Here is a 20,425-nt window from a genome sequence, read left to right as displayed (position 1 = left end):
CGAAATGTCAACGGGTCAATTAGTATCGCGTCAGACAACGGCGATGATAGCGCCGCGAGCAAGTTACTCACTCGGCCAAGCGCGATCAGTCACTGTCGGACACACGCACGCGCGGGCAGCATTTCATGCTCCGCCGTTGGTATCTACAGACGGCGGTACATATAAGAGTTCATATTCGTCTATTTTATCCTTGTTCCATTCGCTTTCGTCTTCTCCAATAACTTCATTCCTCTGATATTCACTAGCTATTTTCATTATACCGATGCCGCGCTCGACAGATTGCTTCTGCCCAAACCCAAGAACACTTAGCAGACGATGAGCCAAATCTCCCAACGGCTTACCGTTGTTGTACCATTTACGATAGATATTTGGAAAAGACTCGTCGTCGCCATCAAAATCGAGCCAATGAACGCGAACCGAAATATGACAAGGAATTTCATCCTGGATAATTTCGTTAATCCAATCTACGGCAGCATTTCGATCTTCTACGTTTTTCAATAGATCTTTTGGGAAAACAATGCTGACGACGAAAGAAAAACTGTCTTCTGCGGTATCGCGGTCCAGATGCCAGCTATAGTCTTTGGGTGATTCAGGCAGTTTGTCTTCGTGCTCCACTATGAACGTACCATCCAACGGATCCACTTCAGTCACCGTCACTTTAAATGAAGCTATGCTGACAGATTCAGGCGGTGTTACGACAATCATGTCGCCAACCTTCAAGGTCGCTGGATATGGCTCCGCTTTCAAGCGCCTGGTTCCCGATGCGTCGCCGGATTGATCGACGTAGCTCAGTGGATACGACATGTCCTGCAGCCACGCATTAGAATTCATCCAGAATAAATTTCCATTCTCCGCGGCTTCCGAAATAGCTTCCTTTTTTGCCAAAATCCGGTCATTGCTTTTTGAATCCACGTCAAATTCCGTTCCACCGACTTTAGATACCAAGACATTGGAAATGACATCCCCATCGTCTGTGCTGAATTTTTGGTTTTTTGCTATAATCAGATTAATAAATTGACCGGGCTGAAGGTAAATCTCGCCAGAAGAATGGATGGTCAAAATATTTTCTCCATCCTTAAAATCGACGTTGATGACGTTCGTCGCGTCATCATGCCTATCGTCCGGCATACCAGGTAGCAAACTTTGGTGTTCGACGATATAGAACGGCAACTCGCCGATATTGCCCCCTGAAAACAACGCCGCCCCCCATCCTAAGCGAGCAGCGATACGTCGATGCAAGGCCGACAGTGAATTAATGCGGAAATTGGCGCGCTGATAGGTCAGCTCGGTTATCTGAGACAGATAATAGTGCTGAACCCTCAGAAACTCATCTTCGGATTCCGCCTGCAAGATACGTGATGCCCGATTGGCGCCAAAATAACCAAGCAAATAATCAGTCAGTGCCAATTCCTTGCCATTGTCCTTCCGTCGATCCTGAGAGAATGTCTTCAGCTCATCCGAGTAAGAACCATGTATCTCATTTGGTATGTCGATCTCATCAGGTGGAAGTATTGGAAACGGCCATTGGCCTCCCCATATTGCTGCATCGTTATCGTCATCACCGCGATCAAAGGCCAGAAGTTGCGGTAACATGGCAAGTTGCTGGCAGCCGTCGGAGACAATTTGCTCATAGGGCAACATATACTGGTGTAACTGAGTTTGCCATCGATCTGGTTTAGTATTCTGCAAACCGTAACAGGGCGGAATCAGATTACTTACCGGGTAGTGCTGCGCAGGTCGGCGCCAAAGCCCGTATGGCAGCAACATCGAAGTTTCATGCACTAAAGCTGGGGACGGGACTTCCATTTCAATCTCGCTTGCCGACGGCACGGGAATTGCCTGTCCGCGTTTGAGCAGGCGTACCGGACTGCCGGGAGCAGCCAGTTTCTCGAAGGGATCTTCACCCCACAAACGGAGATACTTATTTTTGTCGCTGGCAAACCAATCCCAGCTAGCGTTTTCGTCCGCCCCCTCGAAACAAAGTTTGCTGATACTCCGAACACCTTCAATATTCAGCAACTTGTTAGCTAACAAACTAATGTTGACATGTTGTCCATTATTGTAATCAGGCGCCGGCAACAGCTCGGGAATCCAGCCATACTGTAGCTGTGGTCCTTCGTATATCGAATCGTTATCGAGCCCCGTGGATTTCAGTTCAGCCGCGCTATAGCGCTTTGCGTTAGGGCTGACAAACGCCTCTGTAACCGAAAAAATCTGCGCAAGGACACGTGCGTATTCCTGACAGTCATCGTCTACCTCAATCACGATTTCAATATTCACGTCTTCCGGTTCGAGCCAGGTGATATGACGTACACGCTCACACAGATTACGATTATTTTCCAAAAAAATATTTACAACCGACTCTGTTAATTGCATATTTTTTTCTGCATCACGGCTTGGCACGAGGTATAAGTGATATCCTCCCAATACGCGCATCTCTTGAAGTGAATTTTCGTCAACATCCTCCCTTTTTTTAAATAAGTATTCCCTTCTTGCCGGATCATACCAATATTTATATTGCTTTTCGTCGGGTTCCGTTATTAACTGTGCGTCTCTCAAATAGAAATAGCCGGCATCCTGCCGTGTCTGGTAGCTTCCTGCGTCTTCCGAATATCGCCGAAACTCCGTCTCACTACGAAACACATAAGCCGCACCACTGTTTGTTTGCCAATCGATATTCTTGTTGCGTGCACCAATCACAATTTCAGAGCCGTTGTTGCTCAGGCTGACGGAGCAAGCAAACTCATCGCCAGGACCTGAATCATCTGCGAGAATTGGTGTTATTGGTGGATTCCACCGATCATTGAAATAATTCCATACATAGACTGCCCCTGCCCCCGCCACTCCTGCGTGGGTCAGCGCCAATACCGCCCCGTTTCCACTCAAGCCCATACCGGTATATCGATCGCCATTTATATGGCCATCCAAAATCCTTTTCGGAGCAATCCATTTTGATTTATCCCCATCATTCCTTTGGCAAAAATAAATCCCTGATCTCGATGGATAATTTTCGCCGGAAGCTCTTACCGCGAGCACATTCCCTTCTGCGTCGAGGCATACTTGAGAGCCGAAATTTCGTGCCACACCGTCTCCGACGGCTACCTTGACCACCTCTGATTGCCGAGTGGATACCCCCTGCCTAATATCAAAAATACAGACCTCACCCGTTGAATCGTTTGCCCAAGGCGCTCCCACCGCCAAGGCACTGCCATTTTCATTTAAACTAAGCGAAAATCCGAAACCCGAGTACGGAAAGGAACTTCCGGGGTATCGTAACGGCGAATCTGCTATTGGCTCCCAATTGCTCCCGGCATATCGATATACATAGACCTCGCCGTCGCCCATGCCATCAGTCTGCAGCGCGCTCACTGCCACGACAGAACTGTCCGAACTGAAGCTGATTGCGAACCCAAAATTCACGTTCGAATTGGTAATTTCTGTTAACTTTTCCCAACTCTGCCCATTAAACTCAAATAGATAAATGGTCTTGCTTGTTGTACCGGCCGTCGCCGCCAATCGCGTTCCGTCTTTGCTGAGACTTATCCAGACACCAAAATTGAGAGGCTCCGACTTCGCAACAACGGGAAGCGAGAGGGGCTGCTGTGGCTCCCAGCCCTGCTCCTTTCGCTGGAATAGATAAACCGTACCACCACCTGCTTTGCCGGGCGCCCCAATTGCCAGGATATCGCCGTCTTCACTCATGCTGACGGAGCTGCCGAAGTGATCTTGTGCCGCGGCATCGGGCGCTGCAAGCCGTTCTTCGGGAGGGGTGTGCAAATCCAGCAAGGCACGCCGATAGTCGTCTTCGGTCACCGGGCCACAGGTGAGCGCCTGCTGCGGTCCGAACACAATGGGAAAAATACCCGTACCTGGCACGGGATTTGCGGGTGTTAGCAAGTCCGGAAGTGGCAATGTATGACGATAAGCCAAGTCTGCGACACCAAAGCACAACGCTTGCAGCAGCGTAATGCCAGGATCATGTTCCTCTTTGTCGGTCCAGGTCTTAGCGGCTTGAGCAACCAATACATCTTGCGCCTGCGCCAACAGGGAATCGAAGTGGATCTGCTCTTTCACTCTCGACAAGATGGAGCCGGTTGTGCAGGTGGCGGGTATTTTGATCGTCATTGCGTAGTTCCTTGGTCAAGGAATTTTCAAGCGTTGCATCAGACCTGGCCGACGCAACTGAAAGCCGACGTATTCGGGAGTACCAAAAAACTGGTCAGAATCAAAACATCGATATCGCCGCTGGTGACCGATTCACGCTTTCCATTCAACGTCAATGTAATCACCCGTTCGACCCAAGGCCGAGTCTGGATGAAGCTGATCATTTCATAGTAATCCAACTGGTACCCGAGTGTGACAGGACTTCCATCCCAACTCCACGGCATGTACTGCCGCTCCAACGCGAGCCGCAACTCGTGATAGCCGTAATCGAGATTGACGCCAGCATGAAAGGCAATCTGATAGGCGACCTCGACATCGGTATAACGCGGGTTGCGTACAGCCAATCTCTGCCAGGGCGAAGCGAGGCTGTGCAAATAGTGCTCCATGTCGCGCAGCCGCGATGGATTGAATGCAGGTCGCAGAAGATCAGTGTTATCCATCTTGTCGATGGCGGGAATAACTACCAGGATTGGCGGAAGGTGCGGCAGGCTAAGCGTCTCGGGGGGAGGAATACGAACCGCCTGTACCTCCGGGTAACGTTCTTGCAACAAGGCTTGCACATCTCGCCAGGTGAGCGCACGACCTCGATGCCTCAGCCGTTCAGCGGCACGTTGCAGAAAAGCGCGCTCCGATTCCGGAGCTCGGCCGCCCGTCGATGGCAAGGGCTGAAGAACTGCCGTCAGTCCAGCCAGCGGCACCGTAGTTCGCTTGATGGTGCCAGCCGGTAGAGGCGCATCGAAATGCGCTGGTTCCAGGAGCTCGCCGTTATACAAGACCGCAGTCGCACAATTGCAATACAACCCCTTCAACCAGGGGTAGCGCGATGTGTCCTGCTCGGATTCATCAGATTCGATGGATCGAGTAGGTCGCAACACGCCACGTATCCAGTAACGTCCACTAGGCATCCCTGAAACGGTTAAGCCTGCGTCTTCTGGTAGCGGCGTGGACAATAAACCCGAATACAACAAACCGCCCGTGGCGTCGGCTACTGCGTACGTCAAACTGCGCCATCGATTGTCTTTGCTCAAGTATTCCCATGTAATGTCAAACGCCTGCGGACTTTCCAATTGCAAGTGCAGGTTCAGTGCTTGGCCGGGCTCGATGCCCTGAAAACCAAGGTAAAGCTGCCGCGTTGCCTCTGGCGGGTCCGCCAGCTTATATAGATAAACCGTACCAGCACCATATTTCCCGTCGACGATTTTTGCGTAGGCACCCACCGCGAGAACACATCCGTCGACACTCAAGTCCATCGCTGAGCCAAATCGCTGGGCATCCTCGCCCTCGGCATTCAGAGTTATCGCCTCGCTCCACCGGCCACCGATAAAGCTTGATACATAGGCCGCTCCAACCAAATTGACGGCGTCCTTGTTCCCCAGCGCGAGCATTCCACGTTCGCAGCACATTTCGAGCGCTGGATAAGTGACATTCGAAACTCCCCTCAAAGAGCCCCATTTACCCAGCTCACGATAGCTGGTGGCGAGAATTGATCCGTCGTCTGATCGTACAATTATTTGGTCGCCAGCAGCATTTAGTTTGATCTCCACGCCCATTGCCACTGCCTTCTCATCGCCGTATTCCAGATGCACGGGCTTTTCCCAATCATCATCAAATACGAGCACCTGTCTTTTGCCAGGCACACCTACTGCCAGGATCGTGCCATCTATATTGACGCTGACCGATCGCCCAAACGATTTCGTTTCTTCATAGGCTAGAGTAACAGGATCCTGCCATTCGTCCTCTCGACGATACACATATACCTTACCCGGTTTGAAATGAACGTCTGTCTCCGATTCAAAATCCGGATCGGGTTCAGCAACAGACGACACTTCGCTCACCGCGAGCGTTGATCCATCGGCGCTGAAGCTCACGCCGCGGCCCCAGGCATCACCGGTGGGTCCTTTAAACTGCTGCTGCATGTTCCACTCTGATGTAATAACATCATATTCATAGAGCAGAAGATTGGTGCCTTCTCTTACCACCAGATGACGACCATTTGCACTGAGCTTCACCCACCCCCCAAATCCACTCCCTCCGATGATTCTTTCCGGAGATAATTCCCAGTCCTGCCTATTGCGACGATATACATAGACGCATTGAATCCCTTCTGCGCCAACTGCCAGAATGCGACCATCTGCGCTAACACTGACCGCTGCGCCAAAATAGGCCCGCGCAGTCTTATCCGGTGCCGTAATCTTCAACGGCTCCGGCAACTCGGACAATTTCGACGATCGGGGCACGATACATTTCGTCTCGTTCTTTTTTATATCATCGTCCAGAGACGCGACCGGTGAACGCCCAATCACGACAGCCCGGTCAAGATCCTCGTTGTACTGGAACAACCTGACCCCTTGTTTGGGCCAAGGCATTTTATTTTTCTCGTCATACACTACACGCTCGATTTCCCATCCGCCGCTACCATCATCTGGTGGCTGGCGCCACCGTAGATCCGTCCAGCGTGAGTGATTGAGCATTACCGATTGCTCCAGTCTGTATTGGCGAGATGTCCCTTGACCATCCTGCCCGCCATCGAGTAACAGCCCGGCAGACAACGGCAACTCCAGCGTATTACCACTCAATTTGAACGACACAACCACTCGATCTGGTATCAGACGCCGCTCTCTCAAACCCAACAAATCGCGATAATACAGTTGTCGATGGCGAGCGGGAAAGCTATTGAATAGCGCGCGTGGCGTTTCGAGCATGCAGAAGAACGCCAGCAAGAAAGCCTGATGCGGCAGCATGTCGCCGCCAGCATTGTCAGCATCGTAATATAATTGTGCTAGGTGCTCTGGGGTTACTTTTCCAGCAAGTACATTTTCAATAAAAAAGACATCCGCCCAGGTGAATTTCCGCTCGTCATCAAAGGGAATGAGGTTGCAATATTCCCTAAACGTTGCCAGTCGGAATGCCAATGTGCGATCGTCCAGAATAAAGCTATCGTCCGACGTATTGTCATTTTGCTCGGCAATGTTCAGCCACAGCGATTGTGGATCGATTAAATTAAACTGGCTCATTTTCTTGTCATTCCGTTCGAAACAATAAAATGCATGGCACGATGCAAATAAAATGCATCAGCCAGCCGTAACGAATTTCTGCCTGACATCAAAACTCCCGTTGCCGTCGCTCTCGGGTGACGAGGAATCGGCGTCGCCTGAAGGCGATGTACCGGGCACGGTAACAGTAAATAGTGCTGTGAATTTCTTACCCTTGAGTATTATCGCTGCACCACTGGTGCAGCGCGGTGCTTCCTGGTCGGACGCCAGCATCTTGATAGTAATAATACCTTGACCGCCTTGATACGGACCCGATTGGTAATTCGCCTGCACTGTGACTTTTTTTTCATCTCCCTTTACACAGATACGTTTGCCATTGATGGTCGCATGACCGCTGCCGTTGATTTTCGCGGGACCGGTTGGTGTAACCATACGAGCACCGAATTGCGTCTCAAACTGCAATTCATCACCATCCACCACGACGAGTCTGCTCATAGGAAAAACCCTCTCCGCTGCCCTTCACCGATATCGAGCTGCCCTCCCAGCCGTTCCTCGGTCTCCATGCCACGCACGCGATAAGTGAGTAGAATTCGTAACACATATGGCCGCTTTTTATCTTGTGTGATGTCCAATGCGACCAAGGTAACACGTTTCTCATAGCGCAAAATACCGTCAGTAATTTTACTTGTTATGTCGGCAATAAGATCATCATTGATGTTTTCAAAAACCGCGGATTGCAGATCGCAGCCATAGTCTTCTCGCATGATGCGTTCATAGGGCTGAGTGCTAAATAAAATCAACAGACTTTGCCGAATATCTTCGATATCGTGCACCATGGCTACGCCACCACCTTCGCTGTCATTCAGATTGACATTGAAATGTGGCGGGAAAGCCCAGCCACGACCATAAACGCCCTCCGTTACTTTATTAACCATGATCACTCTCTCCCTCAATTCTTCAGATCGACTTTTTTGCCGACAACATCAACACCGTCCACGCCTTCGGCCTTCAATTTCTTTTCCGCTTTCAACGTGATGTTTTCCTCAGCCTCGGCGGTGATATCTTTTACGGTACTCAGGCTTATTCCGTCTTCGCTAAACTTCAGCTCGTGCTTGTCGTCGTCTTTTGTTAGCGTCAGCGTAGCAGTAGCCTGTTCCCTATCGAATATCAGACTCTGCACCAATCCATCAACGCTAAGAAACAGTCCCTTCTCCGCATTTTCTTCGCTAGGTGGATAAGGTGGTTTGTTGATTGGGTTGTGCAAGGCACCAAGAATGACAGGATGGCGCGGATCTTCCTCAAAGAATCCCAACACCACTTCGTCACCCGGCTCCGGATAAAGACATAAACCGCTGTCTTTACTGGCATACGGCGCAGCAAATCTAGCCCAGAGCGGCTGGTCATCCAATCTGAGCATGGGAATGATTACCTTAATACGGTTCCAGTCCGTATTGGGATCCTCCTCATATTCGGCAACAATTCCTATGTGCAACCCTGGTACACTGGGTATAAGACTGTCTTCCGGCGTGCCTCTAGTTTCTTTTCCAAGAGTGAGCGTGGTACGCCATGTACCTTGCGTCATCGCGTGAGTGATTTCACTAATGAGACCAACACCATCGAGATGCTCCCCATAGCCGGATATCGCAAGAGACTGTCCCAACGCATAATTCGCATTTCCCAAGACAGTGAAACTGGCGACAATTCCGGATGCTTGCCGAGATAACAACCTGCCATTGGCGAGCGCCAGTTGTTCCTCGCCAGCCAGCGTCAGGCTATGAGCAATGGTCCATGGCAATGTTGTGAGCGCCGGCAGTTTCGCGGGATCCAGTGCATCCCGGCCCATTTCCAGCGATTTACCTTCATAGGCATCCGACATTTTCTGCTCTGGCATCTCCCAATCGAAAACCTCGATCTTTTCCGGTTGGATTTCGCTATTGAACTGCCACCTCGCCTCGGACATCAAAATGTCAGACTTGTTTTTTTCAGCACTGCGATATATTGTGTGATCGGTTTTTCCGGTGAGTTTTGGCACGACAACATCAATCCCTTCCGGTGTAGGCATCAGCCAGACACCATTGGCATTCAATCTCGCCTTGATAAATTGCCAGTCAGTGCAATCAAACTGAATCATCTGTTGATGCACCGCCGCCATTGCCTCCAGCTTTCCGACCGTGGTCTCTTCGTCGTGGATATCAGTGTCTTTAAGGATGACCCTCAAAATATCGGCATCGCTCATATCTTCAAAAATCTTGCTGCGACGGACGATATTCCATCTATGCAGGTTGTGCTTCATCTTGAGCGAAATATCCAGTCTATCCATGTTAAGCAAACACTCTTGCTGGACCACCACCCCGGAAAACAGCACACTGTCGCCAGACTTTATCTTTAATTCAACGCTCTCTCCAATCCGACAAAGTTTAATATCTTTACCAAATTTTTCAGCGTCCCATCCTATACCTTTCGAACTCGACAAAATCAGCTTTGCGGTCGGAATCTGGTTAATGCCATGTCGCACCTCAAGCGATACCAACTGAAAATCCCGCAATTCCTCTTTCGACTTGCCGAACAGCAATTCGAGATCAGGAGGTCTGAATTGAGAATCCTTGGTCGCCATGCCATTTACTCCCCGGGCCGGTAAACCAGGGAATCTCCTGGCACAAGGTTATAAAGATTATCCAACTGATTCGCCGCAGACAGATCAAGATAATCGATAAGGCCAGCCCCTGCTGCCATACCAAGACTTGCAATCAAGAGCGGAAGGGTGCTTCCGTCAGGAATCGGAAGAATCGACACGTCGGGTAGCGCTATGTCTTTCGGCTTCAAATATTCCGCGGCGAGCCTTAGCGTTGCAGTCGCTCGCAATGGAGCACCATCTCGATCAAACAGTGTGTACTGCAGCGTCAGGGACATTGGACGCCCCATGAAATAGCGATGGCCGTTCCCACCCCATTCCATATTACCCCATTGGATCTTTAGCAAGCACTTTTCTCTCGAATCCAGATCGACGTCGTAGCAAAGTGCGCGCAGTTGCGCCAACTGATCATTAACCGATTTATCGTTATCGGCCAACATGGCGTCAAATATCAAACTCAGGGATAAATCGCTGGCTTTCGTACCAATATAATGCTTCCCCGGGATGCTTTGATTGATAAATTGATCATCGGCATAATCGTTGCTGTAGCCCAACTCAATGGATGCCGGGTTGTACATCGCAGCAATCTTCCCGATCTCCTTCGTGAGATTTCCGTCCTCACGATAACCGGTAATGATCAGTTTTGATAATCCGCCCCCCAGGGAAAACATTACATTTCCTCCCGTTCATCATACAGTTTTTCCAAAACTCGTCGCACAATGAGTTCTATCAGGCGCTCCTGCTCTCCGCGCCCCAGACTGGAAACGCCAACAGCCGGCGCCAGCGACTCAGATGTCGCCTTGACCACCCGCGCCTCAATAATCAATTCCCTGATTTCAATTGTCATGCCTTGATCCCGATCCATTGCATTTCACGATACGCCAACTCGAGCCTGTTGATTAATATTGCATTGCTATTTGCGTCAAGATCACCGGTGTCCCATTTTACCGGCATGGCCTTTGTAAACGTCCATCCACATACAGGCAACGACCATTCATTCAACAGCACAACCATGACGTCGACGTAGTGGCTTTTGAACTTTCCCAATACGTCGTCAAACATGAAGGTTAATGGCGTAACGGTCATTACGCCGCGCTCGAGCACCAGATTTTGGTGCGTCACACGTTGCGGCAGGTAAATTTGGCCGATATTATTACCCCCCTCCCGATAGGCTTCCCCGGTCTCCAGCGTGCGGCTGAGGCCGGTCACTTTCTGGAATCGCATATCGATGGGACTGGGAATCGGTAGCGGACCGATGTGAAACAGAAAAGTCGCCATGAAGCGATGCGATACCGCGGGCTCGAACAGACTATTCATGCCAGCACACTCCGATTCGGAGACGAGACGCGATTGATCTGCACGTCACCAATATCGAATTGCAGGCTTAGTTCAATGAATTCGGCAGGCTGCAATACCGCGAGAAATATTTTCATCAGCAGTTTTCCTTGCAGAATATCGGTTTGCGTCATGCTCTCGCCCAGGCCAACCAGTACCTGAAATGCCTGTTCTTCTTTTGTGCCATACAATCCGCCGCGCTGCCACAGTTCTCGCAGCCAAACAGTTGCAAATCCTTTTAACTTGAACCATGTAATGGCATTGTTAGGCTCGAATACAATGGAACGTGCTATATCGCCCAGACTGCTTTCAACATAAGACACGAGCCGGCGCACCTGGATATGTTGCCATGGCGTATCCGCCGCGAGCGTTCGACAGCCCCAGATCCGCACGCCACGTCCGGGAAAACTGCGAATCAAGTTGATGCTGGCAGCCGTCGGTCGAAACAAGGATTCATCCGCACCGCTATGACTGGGGCCGTATTGTGGTTTAACGACACGCAGCAATGCAATATTGGCTGGCGCTTTCCAGACGCCGCGCTCCCTGTCGATACGCTGTATCGCAGCAGCGACTGCACCAGATGGCGCTACGCGTACGAAAGATGAACTGGCATCATTGGCATTGCTCCGGTAATCACTGATCAAATGCGGCCAATAAGATGCACATCGAGCCAGATTGGCAGATAATCCAAGCAACTGCAGTGCATCTGCACATGTTCTTGCATGTTGTGGGGACGCGGGAGGATCGAGCAAGGCAAACAGCTTGCCCTCACCAACAAACTTGACCACCTCAGTCCACATTTTCTTCATGGCGGTGGCTTCATCGTCGTTGTCATCGTCCAGTATCAACATGTCTGGCACGGCCAGCAATGTAATCGTTGGCTCCTGTTTGACAACTTCGATGGCCTCAAGCAACTTATCGATGAATTTTTCCTTGTCGGTAATATCGTCAATTTCCCGATACGTTGCAGCAGATATGACATAACACGGATCACCACCATTATCAAAATAGTGCTTGACAGTGTGGTACATCACACTTGAGGACGCGACATTCATCGGCGGCGGAGGGCCACCGAGTTTTGATACGTAATGTTCAAAAGAATCGATGGCGTGGAGCACGATCTGTTCGTCGTGCTCGCTCTCTGCGTCCTCCCGGCTGCACTCAGTAAACCCGACGAATACTGGTAGCGCTGTTGGCATTTCCTGTCGTGACAGCGACATCATCGACTCGGAAATAGTCACACCCGGTTGTTGGTTGAGATGCACCGATCACTCCTCACGTTTTTCAAACATTGGTAGCTGCGGCTTGCGTCATCAGCCACCGATTATCAATCTGCCGCTCATCAGATCATGCACTGCGGAAATTGCAGCAAGATCAATCCTGCAGGCTACACCTTTGCCAAGCCGGTCCCGACTACCATCCTGTCCTGTTTGACGTCGCGATATCGGTCGCGGTGATATCGCTGCCCACTTGCGTGGCGTGCGGTGTCCCGGGGCGCCTCCTCCCCAAGGCCTCGTGCCGCTGGAAATCGCCGAAACTGTTGGCGACCGCTATCGCACACACTCCCGGTTGACGGCCATTTGACCCGAACACCTCGACAATGCATGATTCCAATGGCCTCGTACCGCACGGCATTAAACAATCGGCGTGTCAGCCTCCCTCACTCGGCATCAGCGATATAATGGCTTATCCGGCATTTCGATGTAAAAATGCAGTTAGCTTTGTTCCATTTCCTGGGTGAACTGCAGAATGATAAATTCCGCTGGCCTCACCGCCGCCATGCCAACCTTGACGATCATCCTGCCCTGCTTGATATCAGTATCTGTCATGGTGATGTCCTTGCCGACTTGAACGAAGTAAGCCTCCTCCGGCGTCGTCCCCAGCAAGGCACCGCGTTGCCAAAGATCATGGAGATAATTGTCGATTGCGGCCCGTACACGCTCCCAGGTCGGAGGGCTATTCGGTTCGAATACCGCAAAACGCATCGCTGCAGAAATATCGCGCTGAGCGGCGTTGAACAAGCGACGCACCGGGACATACAGCCAATCAGGTGTGGCCTCATTCACCAATGTACGGGCCCCCCAGATCACGACACCCTGGCCAGAAAACTGACGGATGACGTTGATTCCGTTTTTATTCATATCACTCTGCCGTGCATCGCTCACCACATCTTCAAGCGAAACAACACTGCGCAAGGTGATATTGGCTGCCGCTTTCCATACACCACGTTCACGATCGGTTCGGCAATAGGCACCGGCAACGGCAGGACTCGGAGGCAAAATCAACTGAAACTCGGCATATTGTTTCTTGATCGCTGCAGTGATTTGCGCATGAAGATCTGGATTGATGTTTTTCAGCTCCGACAAATTATTGACGTCGTTCTCGTCATCAACATAGCCGGTTACAGCAATTTGTCCAAGCACGCTTTCTGCAAGACTTGGCAGCTTGTACGGCACGCCCAATCGAGGGTAATAGTAAGCGGTCTGCTCCGGATTCGTGCCAGTATCCGGTCGGCCAACCGGGGGGTCGACACCATTGTCACCATGCGCAATGAGAAAATACCCCTCCCCCTTATCCTTTTCGAGCAAGCCGTTTAATTTAGCATATATTCTACCTTCATCAGATGAATTTTCCGCCAACACGATCAATGTAATTTCCGGGTGCTTCTTGATTTCAGATGAGAATTTATCATAATCTCCCGAGGCGGTATATGACAGCACATAGCACGGGCCACCGCCATTCTCAAAATAATGCATGAGCGAAAACACACCCAATTGATACTCAGAATAACCAAGAGATTTCTCTACGGAAAATTCATACGTATAAAGAGAATCACCATTCTCATTAGTTGCGTGCGATTTCTTTTGGCGCACGCCTTTTTCAGTCGCCTTTGGGTTTGTAATATTAAGCGACGAAGATGTGACAGTCACCTCTCCAGGCTTCAAATCCGGTATACCGAATTTCGATTGATAATCCAGCCAGTCAACTACTTTGACACATCCATCACTAACAGGCACCAGAGTCCCATCCGGCTTAACAAATTTTCCAATCATTACCGGAACCGCAGTCGCGCTGGAACTCACTGACAGCGACAATGAAAACAGTTCCTCAATCGATACTCCTGGAGTTGAATTCATAATATGCTAGTCCATTATTGATCTAAAACCTTGAATAGGGGGCACGGGCACGAACCGCCAAATCATATTTGGCAAACATGCAAGCAGAGAGATAGCGACGCGTCGAAGCAGGCATTCTGCTTAACCGCGCCCGACCTCCGTAATAAACTGCAGAATGATGAATTCTGCGGGCCGTACGGCCGCCATACCGATCTTGACGATCATCCTGCCTAGCTTGATGTCGGTTTCGCTCATGGTGACACCTTTGCCTACGCGCACAAAGTACGCTTCCTCCGGCGTGTTGCCCAGCAAAGCGCCTTCCTCCCACAGCTCGTAAAGGTAATTGTCGACCGCCGCTCGAACTCGTTCCCAAGTGGGGTGGCTGTTAGGCTCGAACACCGCAAAGGCCATCGCTCTTTTTATGTCCCTTTCCGCACTATTAAATAGCCGGCGCACTGAGACATATCGCCATGAATCCGTATCCTGCAGGGTTCTTGCTCCCCATACCAACGGGTCTGTGCCGTGAAACTCGCGAATCATGTTGATCGCCTTACCTTTGTTGAAATGGCCCTGTACCTCGTCAGATATCTTGAAAATTGGCCGCAAACCACCTTTCAACGGTACGTTGGCTGGCGCCTTCCATACGCCGCGCTCTCTATCGACCGAGCAGTACACACCGGCGATTGCACCACTTGGCGGAACAGGCATTTCACTTTCCTGATTTGCCGGGTGTACCGCCCAAGGGGCTTTCAGCCATGGATAATAAATGGCCGCTTGATCACTGGCTGCCGGAAGATCCAGATTAGTATCAAATCCCAGCTCTTCGTCTGGTTTAGCGTAATCGTAGATTGTAAATATTTTTAAGTTGGGGTCTGCGCTCATCATGTTGGTCACTTCAGATTCGACCTCGCGCATCGGCTGTCCGGCGGCAACGATCAAAGTCACATCATCCAGAACAGGAACGTACGTTGAGAGTAGATCAGTCGGCACAAGATAACAATAACCTCCGCCGTTTTCAAAATAAGCCCTGAGAGCTGCCTGAACGGCTTTATTATATTGCGGGACTTGAGGAGCAGGATTTCCCTGTTCATCTTTTAAATTTGCCAAACCATCCACAAAATCCAGCCAGGAGTTCAACCGGATTATCGGCCACGGAACATTTGGATTGGCCGTACGCGACGGCCCGGAAGCAAAAACAGGAACCGCGGTTGCTCCACTGGAGATCGCTAATGACAGGCTGGGCACTTCCTCAATATAGACTCCAGGCCATTTCGTCACCACGTTCGTTGGCATAACGCTTCCTCATTAAAAAGACTTACAGGCATTTCGCTCGTACACGACTCTCGGCTTCGCGCGAAGTCTGCAACCGGGATTCGATCATGGATGATATTTCACGGTGCAACGATCGGCTGTCAGATCCAATTGCTCAATCGCAACGTCGTTGCTGGACGCGTCGAAGTTCGGTGCCGTAAGCTTGGTCGGGAAAGCATTCACAACGTTCCAAGTCACAAGGAGATTAGTACCGGAGTCGTCCGTCAGGCTGATAGAAATATCTTTCTTTTCCACCTTATTCAAGGAAATTGAGGTAATCCAGTCATAGAACTGGGCTTGCCCGCGAAAAATCCCTTTTGTTAGCGTGATATTAATGACATCCTGCTGCCCCGGCATTTGAAACCATCCACCAAGACCATCTTTATAGCTGATCGTTTGAAAACTTATTGTCGGCGCAGTAACTTTATTGAACGCGATTTCTTCGCTGCCAACGCTTACGCGAAAGCGATAGGAAGGGATGGGATAACTCGCAGCCATTTGTTCGGCGGTTAGCGACATACAAAGCCCCTTGCAGATTGGCGAGACGAATATGTCGCCGTCGCCACGGTTTATAAAGCCAAGCGTGGCAGGATGCCATCTCAACAAACGATACCAATCGCATTACATTGAAAGTAATTCTTATACATGACTCAACCATCCAGGGATAAACACTCGATTGCTCCAAATGCCAATAAAAAACCTCCCTCCGATGTGTTGTCCAAGTATAGTGTCATGACGGAAAAGAGAACCTATCAAAATTGAGAGGTAACGAAGCTCCTAATGCACTGCATCTCCCAGCGTCTTGGCGAACAACGCGCCCAGCAAGATAAAATCTTGACAATCGAAGCACGATTGCTTTTATTTCGCCAAAGCATAACGAACTGCTTCCCGGGAATCGTGGAGATGTGCACGCTCCCTGGATACGGGCAGGTAGCCACGATGAATGGGTCATGCGCTGCAACGGTATGTCACCTCGCCTGTTCACGATGATATTGCCGGGAGCCCGGGGCTGCGCTGGGCCCGTTCGCTGGCGAAGGCGAAACGCAAGATTGAGGCGTAGCGTCGGTGGGCTCGAGATGCACAATTACCGTCGAGCGTGGCGCCCGGATCGTTCTCTAAAGCTCGACGTTGTCGCACCTCAGGTACATTTGACATGCCTTCAATGCGGATGATTCCGTGAGCTGCGAGCCGGTGCCATGATGATTTGGCGGCGATTTGCGCATCGAAGAACCCCCGCGCGGTTCAGACAGTCATGCTGGGTCCACGATGCCTAGACGAATCGCCATAACCACTGCCGCACGTCGCGTCGGCACACCAAATTTTTCTCTTATGTTTTTCATGTGAAAGTTCACGGCTGCCACCGAACAGCTCAAGATACGTGAAATTTCCCAACTGGTTTTGCCGCGCATCGTCCATTGCAGGCATTCTCGCTCACGTGGCGTAAGCGTCGGAACGTGTCCGGTTGCGCAGCTATTTGTATGACGCACACTTGTTTCCGCCACCATATCTCGAACCAGTACGAGATCGGGGAGCAGGGCGTTAATGTGCCGCAATATCTCGGCATTCAGATCGCTGTCGCTCGCAAAGCACAGCATGCCGGATTCTTGTCTCGGCCCATGGATTGGCAATGCCACTCCAGCACGCAAGCCATGCCCGTATGCCAGCTCATACATCGAATGCTGAGCCGAAGTTGTAAAAATTTCTGAAGACCAAATGATAGGAACAGAATGCGTCAAGCAATGTATCAAGGTCGGGTCAATATCGGCGAGTTTTTGCTCTTGATACAGTCGTCGCCAGGATTCTGGAAACGTAGTGCGTATGAATGCATCCTCCCAAAGCAAACCCGGCCGCGGCAGGATTCCGAGCAGAATCTGCTCAAACCCCAACGAATGTGCCAGGCGCTCAATCGCACTGAACCAGGTCGCCTCATCGGCAGACTCTAGTATCGGCAAGACTTTCTCGACAAGGTCGGGGGACATATCAACCCTCTTTGCGTGGTTGTGATGCTAGCGCACCATCGAATCTTGTGTTCTATCAAACAGCAGGTAATCCCTCCGTTTTCCATCGGGTTCAGAAGTAGAAACCAAGCGGCCATGGCCAGCCGCAGCTTTCGTGCAAATCCGCCAGGGCCATGTTCGGGCGGCCGCGATGGCAAGTCCTCATCCAGTCAGCCGCGAAACGCTGTACGTGGTCCAGATCCTCCCAGTGGTACTGCGACGTACTGCATGATTCTGTTGAATCGCTCGACTTAGGCATTTTGTTGAGGCTTGCCCGACTGGATGGAATCGAACCGGGCCATACTGTCGGCCCCATTCGGTGATTGCTGCACGCAGGTGCTCGGGCCGTCGTCACACCGAACCGCTTTCGGCCTGCCATGCGAGCCGATGACTTGTCGCAGCGCACGGATCACCCGCTCCGACGACAACGAGAAGTCGCTCTCGATGCCGAGCGCGGCACAGTTGAAGTCGTCGATCACATTGAACAGCCAGATGCTGCGACCTTCGGCCAATTGGTCGTGCATGAAGTCCATCGACTGGACCTGGTTGACGGCAGATGGTACTGCCAGTAGTTCAGGCACCTGCCTGACCAACCGCCTGCGAGGCTTGACCCGCAGGTTCAGCGTCAGTTCGCGATGGATCCGGTACACCCGCTTGTCGTTCAAGCCGAAACCCTTCACGTTGCGCGGGGACAGGAAGCACAATCCAAAGCGGCGGCTCCTGCGGTTGCCTGTCAGACGCAGCAGCCAGTTCGCGGTGTCGTCGTTCTCGACATTGCGCACGCTGACGTACCGACAGCAGGCCTGGCTGATCCCGAACGCCTCGCATGCCAGCCAGATCGCTACGTCTCGGCCGAGTACCGCTCGCGTGGCCATCTCAAGCCGGCGAGATGGCCTCGGTCTTTATTGCGAGCGCCTCCGCAACAATCCCGGCCTTGATCCTTTCCTCGACGTGCATCTTGCGCAGCCGGGAATTCCCGGCCTCCCGCTCCTTCATTCGCGCGATCAGCGAAACGTCCATGCCGCCGTACTTCGAGCGCCACTTATGGAACGTCGCCGGACTAGTGTCCGGCTCCCGGCACCGGTCCGGGACCACAAGCTGCGACTCGACGCCCTTCAACGCCTCCATGATCTGACTGTCCGTGAATCCCGACTTATTCATTCTACAGAACACCCTCAACGAGAAAATCCTACTTCCGATCCCGCCGGTTCCGCGGAGGGATTGCCATTCGAACACGACGTTGGCGCACGGCGCGCATGATTACAAACGATGGGCTTGCGTGGCGCACGGGCTGGACCCGTCGAGCCGGGCATGGGGAGCTCAGATCGAATCGATGACGGGTGTGTGACTCGATGAAGCCCACGCACGCCATCTTCCTGACCTTCGACATCCACGTCACGACGGGTCTGGTTCGCCGCTTACAGCGGTCAAGCCAACCCAGGCCGAGCGCGTGTCGATAACATGCGCTCGGCTAGCAAACCCTTCATTTTTACAACGCGCAAACAGATCAATTAATTTTCTTGATGTCATCCTCCGTGAAATCGCGCGATTCGCCTTCCCACTGAGTCAGATCAACATAATGCAGCCCACCGGGGATGTGCCCGAACTCGGGGTGGTCTGTGAAATGGGCTGCGCCGTTGGTATGCAGGATCATGCCGCCGTCCTGCTTCACGATCCCCACGCCCCCTGCTGAAGCAACAGGTACTGCGGGTACGCACTGCGTTAACGAGTCGGTCCTTGTTCGCCCCATCGGTCATCGGCGACATCACCCAGTTCGGGTCAATGTCATCCGACGCCGGGTTGACGACCGGACCAATCGACTGCATTTGGAAATAGGCGTCGAGGCTCACGCGATATCCAGTGACCCACCCATGGTTGATCCGGAACTTATATCCGCTCGGCCCGGAAAGTACCTCATCGAGAACAGGACCTGCCGGAATGGCAATGCCCAAACGTTCGTATGCGAAAACGACACTTGTGAAATTTTTGTTACCCTCGACGAGTTTATTGGCAACCCCAATGGTCGTGTCGATACTCACGCATTGGACCTTTATCGACAAACTTGCGCCCCAGAGCCCAGGCGGACTTGCATACTCTTGTGCATTGATCTTCCCCGATTTCCAGTCCGCGTCTAGATCGTCATCGTGAACAAGCTCCGTTTGGGAAGTGTGGAGCGAACGGAGCTTGCTGAGGAAAAGTTGAAAGACTTCGATTGCCGATTGGTGATTTTTATTGGCGTCCATGGTGATTTCTCCTTGAAACATGAAAGAAGGTTGACCAACGGCCGCACACGCAATGGGCCCTGTCCAACACACGCACGGGCCCGCTCCACCTCCCCAACTGCATCAGCAATGATGCCCCGGGTTGCAAAAATTCCATGTGATACAGCGCTCCACAGCGCGTAGCTACCATGGGCTAATACATCGCCATCATCAGGATTACTAATTTATAACAAGTCTTACGAATTCTCGATGCGCAAGCGATCAGGCTAAGCCAAATCGGGCCAAATCGAGCGCATTTCGAGGACGCGCCTCAATGGAAATCGATCATTCTCGCGTCCTGCCTAATCAGCATACGTCGCCCCCTCCAGAAATTCAAATTCATAAATGAAATAGCATATTCTTTCTATTTTGTTATCAAGAATGATTTGTCGACCCTATAAGCATCTGGGGTACGCCACCCACGCGCGGCCTTGCACCAGCCATTTGCAATCACGGTTATCCCTTGGTTGGGCGGTGTTCTGAAATTGCTTAAGATGATGCGCGCCGCAAGCGCGATACTTGGTTATGCAACGATTTTGTCTTGTTGATTGCACAATTTACATTTTTAAAATAATTGGCACAATCGTTGGCAATTCAGTGGCCAGCGGGCAGCAAT

The 20,425-nt window shown here is 51.4% G+C and carries 14 protein-coding genes and 1 pseudogene; all 15 read right to left on the bottom strand.

Features of this window, described 5'->3' with window-relative positions:
* Positions 1-123: 123 nt before the first annotated feature.
* Complete coding sequence (locus tag WS92_RS31285) at positions 124-4,125, bottom strand: FG-GAP repeat protein (RefSeq protein ID WP_082743693.1); 4,002 nt, start codon at positions 4,123-4,125, stop codon at positions 124-126.
* 38 nt (positions 4,126-4,163) lie between these two features.
* Positions 4,164-7,178 (bottom strand): hypothetical protein, encoded by a 3,015-nt coding sequence (locus WS92_RS34340; RefSeq protein ID WP_141667973.1) that lies wholly within the window; start codon positions 7,176-7,178, stop codon positions 4,164-4,166.
* 57 nt (positions 7,179-7,235) lie between these two features.
* A complete protein-coding gene (locus WS92_RS31280; RefSeq protein ID WP_171845193.1) occupies positions 7,236-7,652 on the bottom strand; it encodes a hypothetical protein in 417 nt (138 codons plus the stop codon).
* Complete coding sequence (locus WS92_RS31275; RefSeq protein ID WP_082743692.1) at positions 7,649-8,092, bottom strand: GPW/gp25 family protein; 444 nt, start codon at positions 8,090-8,092, stop codon at positions 7,649-7,651. The genes WS92_RS31280 and WS92_RS31275 overlap by 4 nt, the downstream gene beginning before the upstream one ends.
* Positions 8,093-8,106: 14 nt before the next feature.
* Entirely contained in the window at positions 8,107-9,771 is a 1,665-nt protein-coding gene (vgrG, locus tag WS92_RS06180; protein ID WP_141667972.1) for a type VI secretion system tip protein VgrG, read from the bottom strand.
* Positions 9,772-9,776: 5 nt separating this feature from the next.
* A complete protein-coding gene (locus WS92_RS06175; RefSeq protein WP_059931715.1) occupies positions 9,777-10,460 on the bottom strand; it encodes a CIS tube protein in 684 nt (227 codons plus the stop codon).
* Complete coding sequence (locus WS92_RS35600) at positions 10,460-10,636, bottom strand: DUF5908 family protein (RefSeq protein WP_156442997.1); 177 nt, start codon at positions 10,634-10,636, stop codon at positions 10,460-10,462. The genes WS92_RS06175 and WS92_RS35600 overlap by 1 nt, the downstream gene beginning before the upstream one ends.
* Positions 10,633-11,106 (bottom strand): phage tail protein, encoded by a 474-nt coding sequence (locus tag WS92_RS06170; RefSeq protein ID WP_059931713.1) that lies wholly within the window; start codon positions 11,104-11,106, stop codon positions 10,633-10,635. The genes WS92_RS35600 and WS92_RS06170 overlap by 4 nt, the downstream gene beginning before the upstream one ends.
* Complete coding sequence (locus WS92_RS31270) at positions 11,103-12,389, bottom strand: phage tail sheath family protein (RefSeq protein ID WP_141667971.1); 1,287 nt, start codon at positions 12,387-12,389, stop codon at positions 11,103-11,105. Before WS92_RS31270 ends, WS92_RS06170 begins: the two co-directional genes overlap by 4 nt.
* 450 nt (positions 12,390-12,839) lie before the next feature.
* Positions 12,840-14,261: a phage tail sheath family protein gene (locus WS92_RS31265; protein ID WP_082743690.1), complete on the bottom strand. Its 1,422-nt coding sequence runs from the start codon at positions 14,259-14,261 to the stop codon at positions 12,840-12,842.
* A 120-nt stretch (positions 14,262-14,381) separates the two neighbouring features.
* Positions 14,382-15,533 carry a phage tail sheath family protein gene (locus tag WS92_RS06155; RefSeq protein ID WP_059931708.1) on the bottom strand — a complete coding sequence of 384 codons (1,152 nt, stop codon included), beginning with the start codon at positions 15,531-15,533 and terminating at the stop codon, positions 14,382-14,384.
* An 84-nt stretch (positions 15,534-15,617) separates the two neighbouring features.
* Entirely contained in the window at positions 15,618-16,070 is a 453-nt protein-coding gene (locus WS92_RS06150) for a phage tail protein (RefSeq protein WP_059931706.1), read from the bottom strand.
* Between the two features lie 731 nt (positions 16,071-16,801).
* Positions 16,802-17,530, bottom strand: coding sequence for a helix-turn-helix transcriptional regulator (locus WS92_RS31260; protein ID WP_082743689.1), 729 nt, complete (start codon positions 17,528-17,530; stop codon positions 16,802-16,804).
* Between the two features lie 107 nt (positions 17,531-17,637).
* Positions 17,638-18,709 (bottom strand): annotated as a pseudogene (locus tag WS92_RS06145) (transposase); the annotation flags it as partial.
* 346 nt (positions 18,710-19,055) lie between these two features.
* A complete protein-coding gene (locus WS92_RS35595) occupies positions 19,056-19,220 on the bottom strand; it encodes a hypothetical protein (RefSeq protein ID WP_171845192.1) in 165 nt (54 codons plus the stop codon).
* Between the last annotated feature and the right edge of the window lie 1,205 nt (positions 19,221-20,425).

The organism is Burkholderia sp. MSMB1588 (assembly GCF_001546925.1).
In the GTDB taxonomy this organism is placed as follows: domain Bacteria; phylum Pseudomonadota; class Gammaproteobacteria; order Burkholderiales; family Burkholderiaceae; genus Burkholderia; species Burkholderia humptydooensis.
The sequence above is the reverse complement of the archived record's forward strand: the minus strand, read 5'-3'. Positions and strand labels throughout refer to the sequence as shown.